This is a genomic window from Pseudomonas sp. Ant30-3, assembly GCF_000690905.1.
In the GTDB taxonomy this organism is placed as follows: domain Bacteria; phylum Pseudomonadota; class Gammaproteobacteria; order Pseudomonadales; family Pseudomonadaceae; genus Aquipseudomonas.
This window is the reverse complement of the sequence record NZ_JMCL01000179.1, coordinates 1-18,890: the sequence shown is the minus strand read 5'-3', so window position 1 is coordinate 18,890 and position 18,890 is coordinate 1. Positions and strand designations below refer to the sequence as shown.

Here is an 18,890-nt window from a genome sequence, read left to right as displayed (position 1 = left end):
TCAAGATCAAGATCAAGATCAAGATCAAGATCAAGATCAAGATCAAGATCAAGATCAAGATCAAGATCAAGATCAAGATCAAGATCAAGATCAAGATCAAGATCAAGATCAAGATCAAGATCAAGATCAAGATCAAGATCAAGATCAAGATCAAGATCAAGATCAAGATCAAGATCAAGATCAAGATCAAGATCAAGATCAAGATCAAGATCAAGATCAAGATCTGAAGCAAAGCAAAGCAAAGCAAAGCAAAGCAAAACAAAACAAAACAAAACCCCGGATTACCGCCCCGTTGATGATCATTCCCACGCTCCGCGTGGGAATGCCGCCAGGGACGCTCCTCGGTCCGAAGTCGACGCGAAACTGCCGCCGTGCGCTACTGGGACGCGGAGCGTCACGGGATGCATTCCCACGCGGAGCGTGGGAACGAGCTGCGGGCGACGTGCGACGAGCCGCGCAACCTGCGCAGCCAGGCCGGCCGGTAGGCCGCCTCGGCGGCTGTGGCGGTTAGCGCCCCGTCGGGAGGCTGAGTGGAGGTTCTGCGCAGTGGGCAACCCGGCATGGATGCCGGGTTAGGCGCGCACGGCCAAGGATGGCCGATCGCGGCGGGCCCACGGAGCAGGACCGGAGCGAAGGCATGGCGAGCATTAGCGAGCCACCGGACGTCAGGGGCAAGAGCACTTGGTTACTTGGTGCTTTTCCAAGTAACTCGCCGTAAGGGCGAAACCGATAGCAGCCCTGACCGCAATAACGGATATGTACACCAGCAAAATCTAACCGCCCAAGACATAGCCATCGCTGGCAAGCCAGCTCCTACAGGGGATCGAGTAAATTCTCGAGAATCCAGCTAAACGCCACTCCGCCTCCGCGTGCAAGCTTCACTCATACGGCGACTGAAGACATCAGCGAAACCAAGCGGGCCATACCGACGAAGACTCAGGCAACCCCCGCCTCACTGCACCGGCAAAAAATTCAAAAACAACAAACTCTGCGCATAATTCAAGCCAATCCGCCGATAACGCTCATCCAGCATCTGCGTGAGCAAATCCAGGCGCGCCACGATCTTGCCGAACTCCACCGCAAAACTCAGGTTGCTGCCCTCCTCCGAAATCTCATTGGAAAACAACAACGGTTCACCCTGCTTGTTCTGCCGCTGGCTGAGAATCCACGTGGCTTTCTCAATGTTGCGCGCAGCGTTGTTGACGAACGTCGGATTGATCGCATCAGTCATATAGAACTCGACACGATTGCCATGGGCCGTCACCAACATGCTGCCAATCGCATAGATGAACGCCCCGACCCGGTCGCCGAGAAACTCCGGGCTCATGGCGAAACTCAGCGCTGCCAGGTCCTTTTTGCCGCCCAACGTCGGCAGCGGCTGCTGCTGTTCGATGGCCATGCGCACCTGCTTTTCCGCCGTGCGCGCGTCGAGAAAACCGGATTTTTTCAACTCCTGCGGATTGCGCAGGTACAGCTTGCTCATCAGCAAATACAGGCTGTCCAGGTTATCGCGCATCGCCAGGGTCGCCATGCGGTCAACGCTGGTTTGCAGGAACTCCTGGGGTTTACCTTCGCGGAACTGAGTGATGATGCCCTGGCCGTCGCGGTGGCTGCAGCCGGCCGTTAACAACGTCGACAGGACGACGAACAGCAAGCTGAGGCGGCGTAGATGCGCAGAAATGAGGGGTGAAACTCGAACCATGGATTATGAACTTGGCATGGGCCGGCGGCGGGGATCGCCGCGGGCTGGCCAAGGATAGAGCCGTGAAAGATGAAAAAGTGCAGTACCGACGGTCCATAACGCGACTCGCCTGTGACCTGCCGCTAATTAGTCATACTTTATAATTGAAAACCAAGCTCAATAGGCTATATATCTAAGCCGTGATCAAAAGCACAGATCATTGGTATGACTAATAAATCACAAAAACAAAAAGGATGGTCAGCATGCTTATATTTCGTCCCTCGCTTTACGGCTTAGGATTGTCCCTGATGATTGCCACTCTCTCGACCCAGGCCAACGGCCTGACCAGCGAACATAAAGCTTTCGGCAAAACCGATGACGGCACGCCGGTCGAGCAATACATCCTGCGTAACAGCCACGGGATGGAGGCCACCGTCATCACCTACGGCGGCATTTTGCAGTCGCTGAAAGTGCCGGACAAACACGGCAAAATCGAAGACGTGGTGCTTGGATTCGATGATGTGCACGGCTATCAGGCCGGCACCGCGTTCTTCGGCGCTACCATCGGCCGCTTTGGCAATCGCCTGGCCAATGGCGCGTTTGAACTGGACGGCAAGCGTTATCAGGTGCCTCTCAACGACGGCACCAATTCATTGCACGGTGGCGCTCAGGGGTTTGACAAACATGTCTGGAAGGCGGAGCCCGCCAAGGATAAGGATTCAGTTGGCGTGACCCTGACGTACCTGTCGGCGGACGGGCAAATGGGCTTCCCTGGCAATCTGAAAACCGAGGTCACGTACAGCCTGACCGAGAACAACGAGCTGCGCATCGATTACAAGGCATCTACCGACAAACCGACGGTGCTGAACCTGACCAATCACAGTTACTTCAACCTGGCAGGCGCGGGCAACGGCGATGTTCTGCAGCAGGTCGCGACCTTGCACGCCAGCCGTTACACGCCCGTCACCGGCAAACTGATTCCTACCGGTGAACTGGCACCGGTAGCCGGCACGCCGATGGATTTCACTAAACCCACGGCGATCGGCACACACATCAAGGCCGATCACCCGCAGCTGAAATTTGCCGAACCGAAACAGGGTGGTTTCGACTTCAACTGGGTGCTGGACGCCAAGGGTGACATTGGCAAACTCGCCGCAGATGTCAGCGACCCGCAATCCGGTCGGCGCTTGCAGCTGTACACCACCGAGCCCGGCGTGCAGTTCTACACCAGCAACTTCCTCGACGGTTCGGTCAAGGGCAAGGCGGGCAAAACCTACGCCCACTGGAGCGCCTTCACTCTGGAAACCCAACACTATCCCGACTCGCCGAATCAGCCGGACTTCCCGTCTACACGCCTGGACCCGGGCAAAACCTACACACAATCCACCGTGTTGAAATTCTCGACCCTCTAAACGCGCACACCTCTCTAAACGCGCACACCTGTAGCAGCTGCCGAGCCCGCGAGGCTGCGTCCGGCTGCGAAGCAGTCGCCAAAGCCACAACGCGGTGTGGCAGTGAAACCTCGCGTGCAGAAGTTACGACTGCTGCGCAGCCGGACGCAGCCTCGCGGGCTCTGCAGCTGCTACGGGCTGCGCAACTATCTTGATCGGGGGTGCGCCGGTCGGGGGCGCTGGCGCTTCTGCAAGGGAACCACCGGGCGATTTTGCTGCCCATCTTAGTATCAATCGGTTTCCTGCTAGGAGGTTTTGATGCGAACCCTCGAACTGGCCGGCGTCCATGTGCCGGTCATCGGCCAAGGCACCTGGCGCATGGGCGAAGACGACTCACGGCGCAAAGACGAAATCGCGGCGCTGCGCCAAGGCATCGAGCTGGGCATGACGCTGATCGACAGCGCTGAAATGTACGCAGAGGGCGGCGCCGAGGAAGTGGTCGGCGAAGCCATCAGTGGTCAACGCGACAAGGTCTTTCTGGTCAGCAAGGTTTATCCGCACAACGCCAGCCGCAATGGCATACCGCAGGCCTGCGAGCGCAGCTTGCGACGGCTCGGCACCGAATACATCGATTTGTACCTGCTGCACTGGCGCGGCCAGTATCCCCTTGAAGAAACGGTCGAGGCGTTCGAACGCTTGCGCGATGAAGGCAAGATCGGCCGCTGGGGCGTGTCCAATTTTGACGTCGATGACCTGCAGGAACTGGCCAATCCGGCCTGCGCGACCAATCAGGTTCTCTACAAACTCGAAGAACGTGGCATCGAATTCGACCTGCTGCCGTGGCAGCAGAATCAGCAAATGCCGCTCATGGCGTATTGTCCCATCGGCCAGGGCGGCCAGATGCTCGCTCACGCGACACTGAAAAATATCGCCACCCGACACGACGCAACCCCCGCGCAAGTAGCGCTGGCGTGGATTCTGCGGCAGGAAGGCGTCATCGCCATTCCTAAAGCCGTTCGGCCGGAACATGTGCGTCTAAATGCACAAGCGGCACAATTACAACTTCAACCCGGGGACCTGGAGGCGCTGGACCAGGCATTTCGTGCGCCGCAAACCAAACAGCGCCTGGCCATGGTCTGAGCCAATGCCGTTTTGTCAGAGGGCTTCTGCATGAGAAGCACCGATCTACAGGATTCTTTCAATCTGCAGCGCTTTATCCATGCGCAGGACCCGGTGTTCGGAAAAGTCGAGGAAGAACTCAAAGCCGGAGAAAAACGCCGGCACTGGATGTGGTTCATCTTTCCGCAACTGGCCGGGCTTGGCGGCAGCGAGATGTCGCGCTATTTTGCCATCCAGTCGGCCGACGAAGCAGTGGCCTACCTCGAACACCCACTGCTCGGAAAGCGTCTGCGCGCCTGCACGCAGTTGGTATTGAACGTCAAACAACGGTCCGCCGCTGATATTTTCGGTCATCCCGACGACCTGAAATTTCGCTCTTCGATGACGCTGTTCGCGCAAGTCGCCGCCGATCCTGCGCTGTTCAAGCAAGCGCTCAAACAGTATTTCCACAGCATCCCTGACGACTGGACGTTGTCACTGCTGGACTTAAAAAAGGCCCAGTTGCCCCCCAATCAGGGTTGAGAAGTCGTCGTCCACGAACGGCAGAATCGCGTCCGCTACCGGCTGTAATTGCCGCGTCACGTAATGATCGTAATCGATCGGCGCCGTGCGGATTTCCAGCGGCTCAGGCCCGGCCACGGTGATCACGTAACTGATCCAGCCGCCGTTCTGATATTGCCGAGGTCGGCCCTGCCGTTCATTGAACTCGTCGGCAAGACGCGCAGCGCGCACGTGGGGCGGCACATTGCGTTGGTAATCGTCGAGGGCGCGGCGCAGGCGCTTGCGGTAAATCAAACGATCATCGAACTCCCCCGCCAGGGTCTTGCGCACGTAATCGCGCACGTACTCCTGATACGACTTGCGCTGGAAGATGCGTAAATACAGTTCCTGTTGAAATTGCCGGGCGAGCGGCGACCAGTCTGTGCGCACCGTCTCCAGACCTTTGTAGACCATTTCATCGCTGCCGTCGGCGCGGGTGACCAGCCCGGCGTAGCGCTTTTTGCTGCCCTCCTCGGCGCCACGAATGGTCGGCATCAGAAAGCGTTTGTAGTGGGTCTCGAATTGCAGCTCCAGCGCACTGTCCAGCCCGTATTCCTGCTGCACATGTTCACGCCACCACTGGTTGACGTGGTCCACCAGCGCGCGGCCGATCTGCGCGGCCTCTTCCTGCCCGTGGGCACGACGCAGCCAGACGAACGTCGAGTCGGTATCGCCGTAGATCACCGTGTGGCCCTGGGCTTCGATCAATTGGCGGGTGCGCAGCATGATTTCGTGGCCGCGCAGGGTGATCGACGACGCCAGCCGCGTGTCGAAAAACCGGCAACCGCTGGAGCCGAGCACGCCGTAGAAGGCATTCATGATGATCTTCAATGCCTGGGACAGCGGTGCGTTGTGCTCGCGCTTGGCGGTTTCGCGACCTTCGGCAACCCGCGCAACGATGGCGGGCAAACAATGTCGGCTGCGGGAGAAGCGTGCGCCACGAAAGCCTGCAACCGACTCCTCATCAGCGGGATGCTTGAGGCCTTCGATCAGGCCCACCGGGTCGATCAGAAAGGTGCGGATGATCGACGGGTAAAGGCTCTTGTAATCGAGCACCAAGACCGATTCGTAGAGGCCCGGCTGCGAGTCCATGACAAAACCGCCCGGGCTTGCCTCAGCGGGTTTGCTGCCAAGATTGGGCGCTACGAACCCCTGCCGGTGCATCAGCGGCATGTACAAATGCGTGAACGCTGCCACCGATCCGCCGCTGCGGTCCGCCGGCAAACCGGTGACACTGGCGCGTTCCAGCAGAAAGGTCAGCAACTCGGTCCTGGCGAAAATCTGCGTGACCAGCTCGCAGTCCTTGAGGTTGTACTTGGCCAGCGCCGGTTTGTCCTCGGCGAACATGCGGTTGATTTCGTCCATGCGCTGATACGGATTGTTGATCGCCTTGCCTTCACCCAGCAGCGTTTGCGCAACGTTTTCCAGGCTGAAGGACGCAAAGCTCCAGGTCGCCGAGCGCAGGGCTTCGATGCCGTCGATGATCAGCCGACCCGCCGCCGAGGCAAAGTAATGATTGCCGCTGCCGTGTTCGCGCCACTGCATTTCCTCACCGCCGCGCCCCAGTTTCAGCGGCACACCCAGGCGTCGCGCGTGCTCGTGAAGCACGCGCAGATCGAATTGCACGACATTCCAGCCGATGATCGCGTCGGGATCAAAGCGGGCGAACCATTCGTTGAGCTTTTTCAGCAAGACGGTGCGGGAGTCGCAGTATTCGAGCTGAAAGTCCACCGCGCTGTGGTCACCGTTGGGCGGCCCGAGCATATACACCTGACGCTCGCCGCAGCCTTCCAGGCCAATGCAATACAACTCGCCGCGCGCGGTGGTTTCGATGTCCAGAGACACCAGTTTCAGCGCCGGGCGGTAATCTGGATCGGGCTTCATCTGCGCGTCGCGCAGCAGGCCATCGGCATCGGGCGTGCCGCCGAAGATCACCGGCGCAGTGATGAACCGCTCCATCATGTAGCGTTCCGGCGGGCGCACGTCGGCTTCGAAGACTTCGACGCCGGCCTTGCGCAACGCCGTTTCCAGGCGCATCAACTGGCCGTGCTGCTGGCAATAAAGACCGAGCACCGGGCGATGCTCGAAATCCTGCAAAGCCAACGGGCGCAGTTCGACGTTTTTTTCATCTCGTACCAGCAATTCGGCCTGTTCGCGCTGAACCGCCGGAATAAACGCCACCGACGGCTGATGCGGCAGACGAACCCGTTGGGCACCGTTGTCGGTCGCCAGCCAGAATTCGACTTCGGTGCCGGCCGGGGTATCGCGCCAATGCCGCGTCAGGACGAAGCCCCGCTGTAAATCCACCACTGCAACCTCGAGTTTGAATCAGGCGGTGATTGTACCTGTCATCGCGGTTGAGACTGCGTATTGCGACATGAATGCGATTGATGAGGGCATGGGCGTGGTGGTGACGCGGTGTTCAGTCGGAAAGATTTTCATTGGTCGCCGTCATCGCCAGCAGGCTGGCTCCTGCAATTGGCGTTGAAAAAACGGTAAATGACGTTTTTTGCGCATTATCTGCCGCTTTGCGCCTTGCTCTGCGGGCCAGCGTCTACGATTCTTCAGGAACAACGACAACACCAGAGTAACCACCATGAAAACCGTCGCCCAACTGCTCAAGTTGAAAGATCAAAAAAATCAGGAAGTGCACCAGATCAAACCCGATCACATGGTGCTCGAAGCGCTGATGAAGATGGCCGAGAAAAATGTCGGCGCTTTGCTGGTGGTTGAAAATGAAGAGGTGTTGGGAATCATCAGCGAGCGCGATTACGCCCGCAAACTGGTGCTGCATGGCCGCTCTTCAGTGGGTACGCCGGTGCGCGACATCATGGTCTCGCCGGTGATCACGGTGGACACCCACCAAACCGTCGACACCTGCCTGAGCATCATGTCCGACAAACGCCTGCGGCATTTGCCGGTGGTGGAGAATGGGAAGCTGATTGGTTTGCTGTCGATTGGCGATTTGGTGAAGGAAGCGATTGCCGAGCAGGCGGAGTTGATTCAGCAGCTGGAGCAGTATATTCGGGGTGAATAGCGGGAGGACGGCTTGATTGCGTAGGCGGTTGATTGGTTGATTGGTTGATTGGTTGATTGGTTGATTGGTCGATTGGTCGATTGGTCGATTGGTCGATTGGTCGATTGGTCGATTGGTCGATTGGTCGATTGGTCGATTACGATGTTGACTGACCTGCCGCTTACATGAGCAAGCGCTCCTGCACTTGATATGCGATCACCTGAGCGAGGCTTGCTCGCGAAGGCTTTATGACAGGCGACGTAGGTTTTGAGGGTGTACATATCCGGTTTTAGGGTGATGGCTGCTATGGGTTCCGCTCTTACAGCGGGTCACTTGGAAGAGCGCCAAGTAACCAAACGCTCTTGCCCCTGACGTCCGGTGGCTCGCTTCGGCTCGCCATGCCTTCGCTCCGGTCCTGCTTCGTGGGCCCGCTGCCATCGGCCATCCATGGCCGGGGGCAGCTAACCCGGCATCCTTGCCGGGTTGCCCACTGCGCAGAACCTCCACTCAGCCTCCCGACGGTGCGCTTACCGCCACAGCCTGCCGAGGCGGCCTGATAGCCGACCTGGCTGCGCAGGTTACGCCAGCAAATCCCTGTAGCAGCTGGCGAAGCCTGCGTCCGGCTGCCCAGCAGTCGTCGTCTCGTTTCGTCTCGTCGTCGTCGTCGTCGTCGTCGTCGTCGTCGATGCCGAGCATGCGGTTATCTATTAAACCGCGCCCCGTGATTTTACGACTGCTTCGTCCGATCGCGGCCCGAGCCGAACGCAGGCTTCGCCAGCTGCTACAAGCGTTTTGTGCTGCTGCGTAGATGTGGCGCAACTCCCACGAGCCAGGTCGGCTATCAGGCCGCCTCGGCGGCTGTGGCGGTTAGCGCACCGTCGGGAGGCTGAGCGCAGGTTCTGCGCAGTGGGCAACCCGGCAAGGATGCCGGGTTAGGCGCGCACGGCCAAGGATGGCCGATCGCGCCGGGCCCACGGAGCAGGACCGGAGCGAAGGCATGGCGAGCACTAGCGAGCCACCGGACGTCAGGGGCAAGAGCACTTGGTTACTTGGTGCTTCTCCAAGTGACTCGCTGTAAAAGCGAAACAAATTGAAGCCATTACCGCAGAAATGGATATGTACCCGGCATTAAGTACCCAGACATAGCCATAGTTGGCTGAATTAAACCGGCCAATGCCGCGCAAACACCGGTGCCAGGGTCGGGTGCCGGTCGATTCGCTCCAGCCAGGCGAAAAACCCCGGCCGCGCATTGCGCAGATGCTCACGACTCCCCGCCCACCGGCTGACCACCGCCGCCAACACGTCCAGCGCGCCCGGCGTCTCATCGCCCAAATATAATTCGCCCGAAAACTGATCGGCAAACACCTCCCAACTCCAGTGCAATCGAGTGCGCGCGCCAGCCATCAAATTATCCATGGACGCCTGATCCGCCTCAGCCAGCCAGCGCTCCGGGTAATCGATGACGCCGATCGCGGCGTAGCAATTGCTGACGATAAAGGCCAGGCCACGAATCGCCTGATCGCGCTCGGTAGTCTCTTTGGGCAGCAAATGTGATTTTGGGAACGCTAGGCCAAGGTGGATCAGGATCGCCGCGCTCTCGGTGAGAATGCTGCCGTCAAGCAATTGCAGCGTCGGAATCTGCTTGAGCGGATTGAGCTTTTCCAGCGCAGTCGCCGATTCTGGAGATGATTCGACGTCGATGAAGCGATAAGGAATCTCACACAGCTCAAGTGCGGCTTCAATCGCGGCGGCGCCGGAATTCTGGTGCCCATAAAGTTGGTACATAAACACCTCCAATGACGATCCTGACGTTGTAGCAGCTGACTGTGGGCCTGCCGAAAAATTTCTTTTTTTCGCACTGCATCCAAATCGCGATCCGACGGGTAGTACCAGTAGCAGCCCCTGATGCTGCCGAGCGGGTTACCCACTTTCGGAGAAAACATCATGAACGCCAGACAACTGATTTGCCTCGCCGGTCTGTTTGCCGCCATCCCGGCAGCCTACGCCCAGACCAGCCTGCCCGACACCATCAAAGTGCCCGATGGCCACAAAGTCTCGATGGAAACCACCGGCGTCGGCGAAATCACTTACGAATGCCGTGACAAGGCGAACGCGGCCGGCCAGACCGAATGGGTATTTGTCGGTCCCAAAGCAGTGCTCAATGATCGCAGCGGCAAACAGGTTGGCACCTACTTCGGCCCGCCCGCCACATGGCAGGCCAAAGACGGTTCGAAAGTGACCGGCACGCAACTGGCCGTGGCGCCGTCGAGCGCCGGCAATCTGCCGTATCAGTTGGTCAAGGCCAATCCTGCCGAAGGCAAAGGCGCGATGACCGGCGTGAGTTACATCCAGCGCGTCGCGCTCAAGGGCGGCGTGGCGCCAAGTGCCGAGTGCACGGCGGCCAACAAGGGCAAGCAAGAAGTGGTGAAGTATCAGGCTGACTATATTTTCTGGTCGCAGTCTTGATGCCATGAGGTGTTGTGTCAGCCGTGCGCGTATCGGCTGACACACACCTTCGCTCCGACATTTACGGAATTGTTTGCTAGATTGCATGGGTATCCATTTCTGACGGCTGAGCTCTGTGTCCTTGCCTGAATCAAACTTTGATTACGAAGACCGTTTGGCAGCTTGCGCACGCGGGGAGCGCCAGGCCTTGCGGGATTTGTATGTGCAAGAGAGCCCACGCTTGTTGGGAGTGGCCAAGCGTCTGGTGCGCGACACGGCGCTGGCCGAAGACATCGTGCACGACGCCTTCCTGAAAATCTGGGCAGGCGCTGCACGTTTTGACCCGTCACGGGGATCGGCGCGCGGCTGGATGTTCACCGTGACCCGGCACCTGGCGCTTAATTTTCTGCGCGACAACAGCCGCGAGGTGTATGGCGAGGTTGCCGAGCATGAGCAGGATCACACGGAAAGCTTTGATGCCCAGGTGCATTCTTCACGCATTCATGGGTGTCTGGAGCAACTGGAGCCGGCGCGACGCAGCTGCATTGTGCATGCCTACGTCGACGGTTATTCCCACGCCGAGATTGCAAACAAACTCGGCACCCCGCTGGGCACCGTCAAAGCCTGGATCAAGCGGAGCCTGACGGCATTGCGGGAGTGCATGGGATGATTACCGGACCGACGAATGAAACACCGGAAGAACTCGACGAACTCGCCAGCGAATACGTATTGGGCACGCTCTCGGCGCAACGGCGTATCGAGGTGCAACAGCGCCTTGCCGACGACAGCCGATTGCGCAGCGCCGTCGACACCTGGGAGCGGCGCTTGCTCGGCCTGACCGAACTGGCCGAGCCGCAGACACCCTCCCCTCACCTCTGGCAGCGTATCGAGCGCAGCGTGCACGGTTTCAACCGTGCACCGGCAGCCGCGACCGTAGCTTCTCCATCCTGGTGGAATCTGCTACCGCTTTGGCGAGGACTCGCCGGTGCGGGTCTGGCCGCGACTTTGTTGCTGGGTGCTCTGATGTTGACGCAGACCACGGTCAAACCGACGTACCTTGTGGTGCTGGTCGCGCCGCAGGACAAGGCGCCGGGCTGGGTGATTCAGGCGAGCGACTCGAGGGAAATCCAGCTGATCCCGCTGGGTGCGTTTGAAGTTCCGGCGGACAAGGCACTGGAGTTCTGGACCAAGGGTACGGACTGGCAAGGACCGGTTTCGCTCGGTCTGGTCAAACCCGGCCAAACGCTTACCGTGCCGCTGGACAAATTGCCGCCGCTGCAAGCGGATCAGCTATTCGAGTTAACGCTGGAAAACCCCACTGGCTCACCGACCGGCAAACCAACCGGCCCGATTCAGGCCATCGGCCGCGCGGTGAAGGTAATCTGATTCAGCGCCCCGCCCGCTTCATGCACCGCTGATAACGCTCATCTACCCGTTTGGCAAACCACGCCGTGGTCAGCTTGCGCGTGATTTTCGGGCTCTGCAGAACGATCCCCGGCAGCACCGCACGCGGCAACGTTCGGCCTTCGGCTTGCTCGGCCAATTTGAAAACCTGTTCATAGAGTTCAGTCTCTTCAAACTCCAGGCTTTTGCCTTTTTCCAGTTGATCGCGGAGGGTCGGATTGCGCATGCCCAACTGTTTGCCCAGGGTTCGCACCGCCAGTTCGGTAGTGCCCGGCATGATTGAATCGTAGCGAACCAGATCGCCGTCCAGCGCCAAGGGTATGCCCGAAGCTCTGCTTACCGCGTTCTGAAAGGCCGCATTGCGACTGGCGTACCAGCCGGCGTTGAAATCGGCGAAACGGTAGAGCGGTTGCTGATAGCTCACTGGGTAGCCAAGCAAATGCGCGATGCCGAAATACATGCCGCCGCGTCGGCTGAACACTTCACGTCGAATCGAGCCGTCCACCGTGTACGGGTAATCGCGCGACTGCGCCTCGGCAAAGTCGATGCTCACCTGCATCGGGCCGCCGGTGTGCACCGGGTTGAAGCCACCGAACAAAGTGCGCCCCATGGGCACCATGCCGATGAAATCGTCAAAAATGGCGCTGAGTTCCTTTTCGCTGCGCGCAGCATTGAGGCGCTCGCTGTAGCTTTTGCCATTGCTCGAACGCACTTGCAACGCGCCGCTCACCAACAGGCTGGGGATGTGCACTTTCGCAGCCCGGCGGTTGATCTCTTCGCGAGCGATCTTGCCCAGCCCCGGCACTGGTGGATCGACCTGAAAGGTCGATTCCTGCTCGGTGACAGCCAATACCGAACACAGGTTTTGCGTTGACGGGTAAATATCCTGCGTGGCAAAAGCGACGTAGATGTCCGTGGCCCAACCTTGACGGTCGGCAGTTTTCGCCGGCAGCAGGCGCATGATTTCCGCCTTGACCTCGGCGGGCTTGCGCGCCGGTGGTTCCTGCACGCGCTGAGTGCCGCAACCGGCCAGAATCAGCAGGGCAGCGACGCTTATGATCAATCGATTGGCTTGCATGGTGCTCCATCAAAACCGTTGAGGCGAGGTCACCATACGATCAATGGCATGGCGCAGGCTATGACTGTCGCCGCCCCTCCCCGTTCCCGCCAGACATTTCCCACAGACCAATCCGACAAATCCATTGCGCGACGTTACTGAGAAAAACTATCATTCGCGCCTGGAGTCGTATTTGCGCAAGGAGTTCTCGGCGCCCGCCATTCTTACCTCACTAGCGGCGTGCCGCAGGTACGAAACATGATTACTCCAGGCCGCATTGGCGTTCCTTTTCGCCCGACACTTCTCGCCCTGCTCTGCTCGTTGTCCGTGACTGTCCACGCTGCGCCCGATACTACCAACAACGGCGACAAGGCGCTGGTGCTGGGCGACGTCAACGTCAATGCGCAAGCCCCGACAGCCTCGGACTTGCCGCCGCCCTTCGCCGGTGGTCAAGTGGCGCGCGGCGGGCAGATGGGTGTGCTGGGTAACCAGGACATCATGGACGTGCCGTTCAGCATGGCCTCCTACACCGAGCAGCTGATTCAGGATCAACAGGCCGAAGACATCGCCGATGTGCTGCTCAACGATGCTTCGGTGCGTCAGGCCAGCGGTTTCTCCAACCAGGCACAGGTCTTCATGATCCGCGGCCTGCCATTGAACGGCGACGATATTTCCTACAACGGGCTGTACGGCGTACTACCGCGACAGATCATTTCCACCGACGCCCTCGAGCGCGTGGAAGTGTTCAAAGGCCCCAACGCTTTCATCAACGGGGTGACGCCGACCGGCTCCGGCATCGGCGGTGGCGTCAACCTGCAACCCAAGCGCGCCGGCGATGAGCCGTTGCGCCGCTTTACCACCGACATCAGCGACGAAGGACGAATCGGCCAACACCTGGATCTCGGCCAGCGCTTCGGTGAAGACAACCGTTTCGGCGCTCGGGTCAACCTCGCACAACGCGAAGGCGATACTGCCATCGACAAAGAAAACCAGCGTTCCAAACTGTTCGCCCTCGGCCTCGACTACCGCGGCGATGCCCTGCGCGTGTCCGGCGATTTCGCCTACCAGAAACAGCGGATCAACGCCGGTCGCAACAGCGTCAACGTCGGCAACGCCACGCACATCCCGGATGCGCCATCGGCCGACACCAACTACGCGCCCAAATGGGGTTTCACTGAAATCGAAGACACCTTCGGCATGCTGCGCGCCGAATATGACCTGAACGACAGCTGGACCGCCTACATTGCCGGCGGCGCCAAGCACACTCGCGAAGTCGGTCGCTACAACTCGACGACGCTAGTGGGTAATGACGGCGGTTCGGTGACGACCGGCTCGTTCATCCCTCACGACGAAGACAACAAAAGCGTGATGGGCGGACTCAACGGCAAATTCAACACCGGCCCTGTCAGCCATAAACTCAATTTCGGCCTTGCCGGGATCTGGACCGAACAACGCAGCGCCTACGATTTCGACCTGACCCGTTATTCGAACAACATCTACCACCCGGTGGACACGCCTTCGCCGGTCGGTAACTTCGCCGGCGGCGACCTCAACGATCCGGGTATCGTCGGCAAAACGTTCAATCGCAGCGTTGCGGTATCCGACACGCTCGGTTTCTTCGATGATCGCCTGCTGGTGACCGTTGGCCTGCGTCGCCAGCAGTTGGTGGTGCAAGGTTATGGTTACGCGCCGGAGGGGTCCGGCAGTCGTACTTCCTCCTACGATGAAGCGATCACCACGCCGGTCTACGGCATCGTGTACAAACCGTGGGAAACCGTGTCGTTCTATGCCAACCGCATCGAAGGTCTGGCGCAGGGGCCGACCTCTCCTACGTCGGCGCTCAGCCGCGTGGTGGTCAATGGCAACGAAGTGTATGCACCGGCGCGTTCCAAGCAGCTTGAAGCCGGGGTCAAGATCGACATGGGCACCTACGGCGCGAGCCTCGGGGTATTCCGTATCGAGCAGCCGAGTGACGGCTACACCGAGATCATTGATGCCACCACCGCGCGTTACGTGCGCGAAGGCGAACAGGTCAACAAAGGCGTCGAGCTCAACGTCTTCGGCGAACCGCTCAGCGGCCTGCGCCTGATCAGCGGCCTGACCCTGATCGACACCGAACTGAAGAACACCGCCGGTGGCCTCAATGACGGCAACGACGCGATCGGCGTGCCGACCTTCCAGTTCAACGCCTCCGTTGACTGGGATGTGCCAGGCCTGCAAGGCGTTGCTTTGAATGGCCGCATGTTGCGTACTGGCGGGCAATACGCCGACGCCGCCAACAACCTGAGCCTGCCCACCTGGAACCGTTTCGACGCCGGCGCTCGTTATGCCTTCAAGGTTCAGGAAAAAGATGTGACGCTGCGCTTCGGCGTGGAAAACCTCGCCAACAAAAAATACTGGGAATCGGCTCAGGGCGGTTACCTGACCCAAGGCGAACCGCGCGTGGCGAAGCTGTCGGGCAGCATCGACTTCTGATCCGCACCACTTACCGAAAAGGCCCCGCAGCTTCTCCGCTGCGAGGCCTTTTTCCGCGAAGAGATGATCGCCTGGTGCGCTGAACATCATTTGCTCTTGCAGGTGTTCGGCTGGCGCTCCGCGTTCGAAGCGGCAGGCCTGGCGCAACGGCTTTTACCTGTTGCGTCCAGACACCTATGTGGCTATTGCCGAGACGTGCTCCGATCCGAAAGTGACCGAACGGTATTTCCGGGCGCACGGGATTCGGCCGTTTTTCACCTGATCCCAAAGCTCTATCAAATCAACGTGTGGCTTAGATCCCCGCCAACGCCAAGTCCATCGCGAAGTAGGTGAAAATCAGATCCGCGCCCGCGCGTTTGATCGCGCCGAGGCTTTCGCGGACCACGCGATCCTCATCAATCGCTCCGGCTTGCGCACCGAACTTGATCATTGCGTACTCGCCACTCACCTGATAAGCCGCCAATGGCAGGCGCGACACTTCGCGGATGTCGCGGATGATGTCGAGGTACGCGCCGGCCGGTTTGACCATCAAGGCGTCGGCGCCTTCCTGCTCGTCCAGCAACGATTCGCGGACGGCTTCGCGGCGGTTCATCGGGTTCATCTGATAGCTTTTGCGGTCGCCCTTGAGCGCACTGCCGCCGGCTTCACGAAACGGGCCGTAGAGCGCCGAGGCGAATTTGGTCGAATAGGCCATGATCGGGATTTGATTGAAACCGGCCTCATCAAGTGCCTTGCGGATCGCCCGAACCTGCCCGTCCATGGCGGCCGACGGGGCTATCACGTCAGCACCGGCCCGGGCGGCGGCGACGGCTTGCTTGCCCAGATTGATCAGGGTCTGGTCGTTGTCGACTTCGTGGTTGTGCAGCACACCGCAGTGCCCATGGTCGGTGTATTCGCAGAAACAGGTGTCGGACATCACAATCATTTCCGGCACCGCATCCTTGGCGATCCGCGACATGCGCGAGACCAGACCGTTGTCGCTCCAGGTGTCGCTGCCGCTACTGTCCAGATGATGGGACACGCCGAAGGTCATCACCGATTTGATCCCGGCCCGCGCATAGCGCTCGATCTCGCCGGCCAGTTTCGACTCCGGGATACGCATCACCCCGGGCATGCTGTTGATCGGCACAAAATCGTCGATTTCTTCCTCGACGAATATCGGCAGCACCAGGTCGCTCACGCTGAATTCGGTTTCCTGGAACAGGTTGCGCAGGCTCGCATTGCGGCGCAGACGGCGGGGACGTGCTTCGGGGAACTGGCTGGACATGGGCATTCCTGCAAAAACGGCGGATTGGACGAAAGTCGTAGGGGGCGAAAGCTTAGGCCTTGTGCGGCGTCGGGCACAAACCCCGAACGGGAAAAAACCCTTACACCATCAGCAATAATCCCCGATCCCTGTAGCAGCTGCCGAGCCTGCGAGGCTGCGTCCGGCCGTGCAACGGTCGTCATCCGCCCAATGGGTTTCAGCTAAACGTCATTGCAGCTGGCGACCGCTGCGCGGCCTGACGCAGCCTCGCAGGCTCGGCAGCTGCTACAGGGTTCTAGCGCGGTCGCTGAAAGCGGTCTGCCCGTCCACCGGACCGATGTCACCCATCTGAAACATGACCCGACGGACCCGAGCAAGATCGAGGATCTTCGGCCAATGGTCGTGATCTTGCACTGCAAACACTCGCAGACTTCAAACCGCAACATCCTGTCGATAACCTTTACCCCAATCCCGACCGGGTCGCGGCTACAGTGCTGCGCACTCGACGGTGACCGAACCAAACGGGCCTCGAGGACTCTGAGCATTGCCCGTTAATAAACGCAATGGCCATAACGACATGGAAAACACCTGATGCTGGAAGCTCAAGGTGTAGAGGTTTGTCAGCCTTAACCGACTGCGCTGAAGAATATCTATCGAATGATGAAGTTTTTGAAATTCGCCAAGCCTTTCAAACATCGCGCCTACATCCTGCTGCCAGCCTTGCTGGCCGTGAGCGCCTTGTTTCTGTCGCTGGAGTCCAGCGAAAGCCGCGCTCAACCGGCAGACGGAACCCAGACACTGGTGTTTCTGCGTCACGCGGAAAAACCCGCCGGTGGCCTCGGCCAGCTGAATTGCCAAGGCCTGAACCGCGCCATTGACCTGGCCACCCTGCTGCCGGAAAAATTCGGCAAGGCGAATTACGTGTTCGCCGCCAACCCGACGCGCAATGTCGAAGAAGGCGAACTGGATAACTCTTACAGCTACATTCGTCCCTTGATGACCATCAGCCCCAGCGCCATCAAGCTCGGCCTGCCGGTGAACATCGAATTCTCGGCCAATGACACCAGTGATCTGGCCGATGAGTTGCTGGAAGACAAGTATCACAACTCGGTGATCTATACCGCCTGGTCGCACGGCTACCTGCCTGAACTGATCAACAAGGTGGCGGGCGAAGCGGTTGGCAAAAAGCAGAACATTACCGAAGACTGGGCCTCCAGCGATTTCGACTCGCTCTACGTGCTTACTCTGACGTGGCACAACGGCAAGGCCAGCCTGCAGAGCCACACCTACCAGCAAGGCCTGGATAACGGTCAGGAAACCTGCCCAAGCTGATCGCGCCCGGTTGACCCGACCGGCGAATACCAGCATCGACCAAGGGGCTGGGCTATCATGCAGCCCATCTCCCTTTGTCCGGATCCTCCCCATGTCGCTCTCAACCACAGCCAACCCTTCGCGGGGCTGGTCGTTCTGGTGGAAACCCGCCTTGTTCGTACTGGTGGCCTGCATCGGCCTCTACTACGTCAAGTGGTCGCCCTACTATTTGAAGGCGTTCGTCGCCGCTGATAATCACAGCATCGGCGCTTCCATACTCAACGACGCCCAGACCGCCCCGCTGGCTGCCGCCCTGATCTACGCGAAAGTGTATTTTCTGGCGATCTGGAAAGCCGCCGTGCTGGCGGTCATCCTCGGTTCCCTGCTGCAAGTACTGATCCCGCGAGACTGGTTGCTGCGCCTGTTCGGCCGCGCCGGGGTGGCCTCGACCGTGCGCGGTGGTTTGTTCGCCCTGCCGGGGATGATGTGCTCATGCTGCGCGGCTCCGGTGGCCGCGAGCATGCGTCGCTCGAACGTTTCAGTGGGCGCGGCGCTGGCGTTCTGGATCGGCAATCCGGTGCTCAATCCAGCCACGTTGGTGTTCATGGGCTTCGTCCTCGGCTGGGGCTTCACGGCATTGCGTCTGGTGGCGGGGATTGTGCTGGTGTTCGGCGTGTCGTTGGTGGCTCAGCGTATTGCCGGCCCGGAAACACTGCCGGAAGCGGCAGTCGAAGCGGTCACTAACGCGACAGTCAAAGACACCCAGCCTTTCCTGACGCGCTGGGCAAAAACCCTGTGGCAGCTGTTCTGGAGCACCATTCCGGTATACATCCTCGCAGTGCTGGTACTGGGCGCCGTGCGCGTCTGGGTGTTCCCGCACATCGACGGAGCCATGGCCAATAGCTTGCTCTGGCTGATTCCTCTGGCGATTGTCGGCACGCTGTTTGTGATCCCGACGGCGGCCGAAATCCCTATCGTGCAAACCATGATGACCCTGGGCATGGGCACTGCACCGGCGGTCGCGTTGCTGATGACCCTACCGAGCATCAGCCTGCCGTCGCTGTTGATGCTGCGCAAGGATTTCGACGCGCGGGTGCTGCTGAGCGTGGCGCTGATGACGATGGGAATCGGCGTGGTCAGCGGGCTGATCGGAGCGGCGCTGCTTTAGGATTTACAGGGGATGGACGGGCCTCGTCGCGGGCCCG

At 59.5% G+C, this 18,890-nt stretch carries 17 protein-coding genes and 1 pseudogene; 12 read left to right on the top strand and 6 right to left on the bottom strand.

All coding sequences use genetic code 11. From position 1 onward, the window contains the following. On the top strand, positions 1–227 hold a 227-nt coding region (locus DU29_RS1000000132950), incomplete at its 5' end, for a hypothetical protein (RefSeq protein ID WP_177326993.1). 725 nt (positions 228–952) lie between these two features. Here the strand turns inward: DU29_RS1000000132950 and DU29_RS0128265 are convergent. Continuing rightward, positions 953–1,702: a hypothetical protein gene (locus tag DU29_RS0128265; RefSeq protein WP_028624717.1), complete on the bottom strand. Its 750-nt coding sequence runs from the start codon at positions 1,700–1,702 to the stop codon at positions 953–955. Between the two features lie 242 nt (positions 1,703–1,944). On the opposite strand from DU29_RS0128265, the gene DU29_RS0128260 reads away from it, so the two are divergent. From DU29_RS0128260 to DU29_RS0128250, 3 genes are all read left to right on the top strand, one after another. Then, positions 1,945–3,093 carry an aldose epimerase family protein gene (locus DU29_RS0128260; protein WP_028624716.1) on the top strand — a complete coding sequence of 383 codons (1,149 nt, stop codon included), beginning with the start codon at positions 1,945–1,947 and terminating at the stop codon, positions 3,091–3,093. 297 nt (positions 3,094–3,390) lie between these two features. Then, entirely contained in the window at positions 3,391–4,212 is an 822-nt protein-coding gene (locus DU29_RS0128255; protein ID WP_028624715.1) for an aldo/keto reductase, read from the top strand. Positions 4,213–4,242: 30 nt separating this feature from the next. Beyond that, the gene (locus DU29_RS0128250) at positions 4,243–4,713 is read left to right on the top strand and encodes a DUF1810 domain-containing protein (protein WP_028624714.1); all 471 of its coding nucleotides are present in this window, start codon (positions 4,243–4,245) and stop codon (positions 4,711–4,713) included. On the opposite strand, the gene DU29_RS0128245 is transcribed toward DU29_RS0128250, so the two are convergent. Beyond that, positions 4,678–7,038 carry a DNA polymerase II gene (locus tag DU29_RS0128245; RefSeq protein WP_152635605.1) on the bottom strand — a complete coding sequence of 787 codons (2,361 nt, stop codon included), beginning with the start codon at positions 7,036–7,038 and terminating at the stop codon, positions 4,678–4,680. The two genes, DU29_RS0128250 and DU29_RS0128245, sit on opposite strands and share 36 nt — an antisense overlap. A 289-nt stretch (positions 7,039–7,327) precedes the next feature. Here DU29_RS0128245 and DU29_RS0128240 point away from each other — a divergent pair, with 289 nt between their 5' ends. Then, a complete protein-coding gene (locus tag DU29_RS0128240) occupies positions 7,328–7,768 on the top strand; it encodes a CBS domain-containing protein (RefSeq protein WP_028624712.1) in 441 nt (146 codons plus the stop codon). 486 nt (positions 7,769–8,254) lie between these two features. Here the strand turns inward: DU29_RS0128240 and DU29_RS1000000133470 are convergent, their stop codons facing one another. Continuing rightward, positions 8,255–8,443, bottom strand: a complete 189-nt coding sequence (locus DU29_RS1000000133470; protein ID WP_028624711.1) for a hypothetical protein — start codon at positions 8,441–8,443, stop codon at positions 8,255–8,257. A gap of 465 nt (positions 8,444–8,908) precedes the next feature. Continuing rightward, positions 8,909–9,532, bottom strand: a complete 624-nt coding sequence (locus DU29_RS0128230; RefSeq protein ID WP_028624710.1) for a glutathione S-transferase N-terminal domain-containing protein — start codon at positions 9,530–9,532, stop codon at positions 8,909–8,911. Positions 9,533–9,691: 159 nt separating this feature from the next. Between DU29_RS0128230 and DU29_RS0128225 the strand changes: the two genes are divergently transcribed. The 3 genes from DU29_RS0128225 (at position 9,692) to DU29_RS0128215 (ending at position 11,578) form a co-directional block, all read left to right on the top strand. Further along, positions 9,692–10,213 carry a DUF3455 domain-containing protein gene (locus tag DU29_RS0128225; RefSeq protein WP_028624709.1) on the top strand — a complete coding sequence of 174 codons (522 nt, stop codon included), beginning with the start codon at positions 9,692–9,694 and terminating at the stop codon, positions 10,211–10,213. A 115-nt stretch (positions 10,214–10,328) separates the two neighbouring features. Continuing rightward, on the top strand, positions 10,329–10,862 hold the full coding sequence (locus tag DU29_RS0128220; RefSeq protein WP_028624708.1) for a sigma-70 family RNA polymerase sigma factor: 534 nt from the start codon (positions 10,329–10,331) through the stop codon (positions 10,860–10,862). After that, entirely contained in the window at positions 10,859–11,578 is a 720-nt protein-coding gene (locus DU29_RS0128215) for an anti-sigma factor domain-containing protein (RefSeq protein ID WP_028624707.1), read from the top strand. Before DU29_RS0128220 ends, DU29_RS0128215 begins: the two co-directional genes overlap by 4 nt. A gap of 1 nt (position 11,579) precedes the next feature. On the opposite strand, the gene DU29_RS0128210 is transcribed toward DU29_RS0128215, so the two are convergent. Further along, positions 11,580–12,674 carry a DUF1615 domain-containing protein gene (locus DU29_RS0128210; RefSeq protein WP_028624706.1) on the bottom strand — a complete coding sequence of 365 codons (1,095 nt, stop codon included), beginning with the start codon at positions 12,672–12,674 and terminating at the stop codon, positions 11,580–11,582. Positions 12,675–12,911: 237 nt separating this feature from the next. Between DU29_RS0128210 and DU29_RS0128205 the strand changes: the two genes are divergently transcribed. Together DU29_RS0128205 and DU29_RS1000000133465 are read left to right on the top strand one after the other, a co-directional pair. After that, positions 12,912–15,128: a TonB-dependent receptor gene (locus DU29_RS0128205; protein ID WP_028624705.1), complete on the top strand. Its 2,217-nt coding sequence runs from the start codon at positions 12,912–12,914 to the stop codon at positions 15,126–15,128. Positions 15,129–15,185: 57 nt separating this feature from the next. Further along, positions 15,186–15,390, top strand: a pseudogene (locus DU29_RS1000000133465) (FAD-dependent oxidoreductase); the annotation flags it as partial. A 30-nt stretch (positions 15,391–15,420) separates the two neighbouring features. On the opposite strand, the gene hemB reads toward DU29_RS1000000133465, so the two are convergent. Next, on the bottom strand, positions 15,421–16,395 hold the full coding sequence (gene hemB, locus DU29_RS0128200; RefSeq protein ID WP_028624704.1) for a porphobilinogen synthase: 975 nt from the start codon (positions 16,393–16,395) through the stop codon (positions 15,421–15,423). Positions 16,396–17,031: 636 nt separating this feature from the next. On the opposite strand from hemB, the gene DU29_RS0128190 reads away from it, so the two are divergent. Further along, the gene (locus DU29_RS0128190) at positions 17,032–17,706 is read left to right on the top strand and encodes a hypothetical protein (protein ID WP_028624703.1); all 675 of its coding nucleotides are present in this window, start codon (positions 17,032–17,034) and stop codon (positions 17,704–17,706) included. A 91-nt stretch (positions 17,707–17,797) separates the two neighbouring features. After that, entirely contained in the window at positions 17,798–18,853 is a 1,056-nt protein-coding gene (locus DU29_RS0128185; protein WP_028624702.1) for a permease, read from the top strand. Positions 18,854–18,890: the final 37 nt, after the last annotated feature.

Bases quoted from the DNA above. Each gene is read 5' to 3' on its own strand.
- DU29_RS0128265 (WP_028624717.1), bottom strand. From the start codon at position 1,702: ATGGTTCGAGTTTCACCCCTCATTTCTGCGCATCTACGCCGCCTCAGC.
- DU29_RS0128260 (WP_028624716.1), top strand. From the start codon at position 1,945: ATGCTTATATTTCGTCCCTCGCTTTACGGCTTAGGATTGTCCCTGATG.
- DU29_RS0128255 (WP_028624715.1), top strand. From the start codon at position 3,391: ATGCGAACCCTCGAACTGGCCGGCGTCCATGTGCCGGTCATCGGCCAA.
- DU29_RS0128250 (WP_028624714.1), top strand. From the start codon at position 4,243: ATGAGAAGCACCGATCTACAGGATTCTTTCAATCTGCAGCGCTTTATC.
- DU29_RS0128240 (WP_028624712.1), top strand. From the start codon at position 7,328: ATGAAAACCGTCGCCCAACTGCTCAAGTTGAAAGATCAAAAAAATCAG.
- DU29_RS1000000133470 (WP_028624711.1), bottom strand. From the start codon at position 8,443: ATGCTCGGCATCGACGACGACGACGACGACGACGACGACGACGAGACG.
- DU29_RS0128230 (WP_028624710.1), bottom strand. From the start codon at position 9,532: ATGTACCAACTTTATGGGCACCAGAATTCCGGCGCCGCCGCGATTGAA.
- DU29_RS0128225 (WP_028624709.1), top strand. From the start codon at position 9,692: ATGAACGCCAGACAACTGATTTGCCTCGCCGGTCTGTTTGCCGCCATC.
- DU29_RS0128215 (WP_028624707.1), top strand. From the start codon at position 10,859: ATGATTACCGGACCGACGAATGAAACACCGGAAGAACTCGACGAACTC.
- DU29_RS0128210 (WP_028624706.1), bottom strand. From the start codon at position 12,674: ATGCAAGCCAATCGATTGATCATAAGCGTCGCTGCCCTGCTGATTCTG.
- DU29_RS0128205 (WP_028624705.1), top strand. From the start codon at position 12,912: ATGATTACTCCAGGCCGCATTGGCGTTCCTTTTCGCCCGACACTTCTC.
- hemB (WP_028624704.1), bottom strand. From the start codon at position 16,395: ATGTCCAGCCAGTTCCCCGAAGCACGTCCCCGCCGTCTGCGCCGCAAT.
- DU29_RS0128190 (WP_028624703.1), top strand. From the start codon at position 17,032: ATGATGAAGTTTTTGAAATTCGCCAAGCCTTTCAAACATCGCGCCTAC.
- DU29_RS0128185 (WP_028624702.1), top strand. From the start codon at position 17,798: ATGTCGCTCTCAACCACAGCCAACCCTTCGCGGGGCTGGTCGTTCTGG.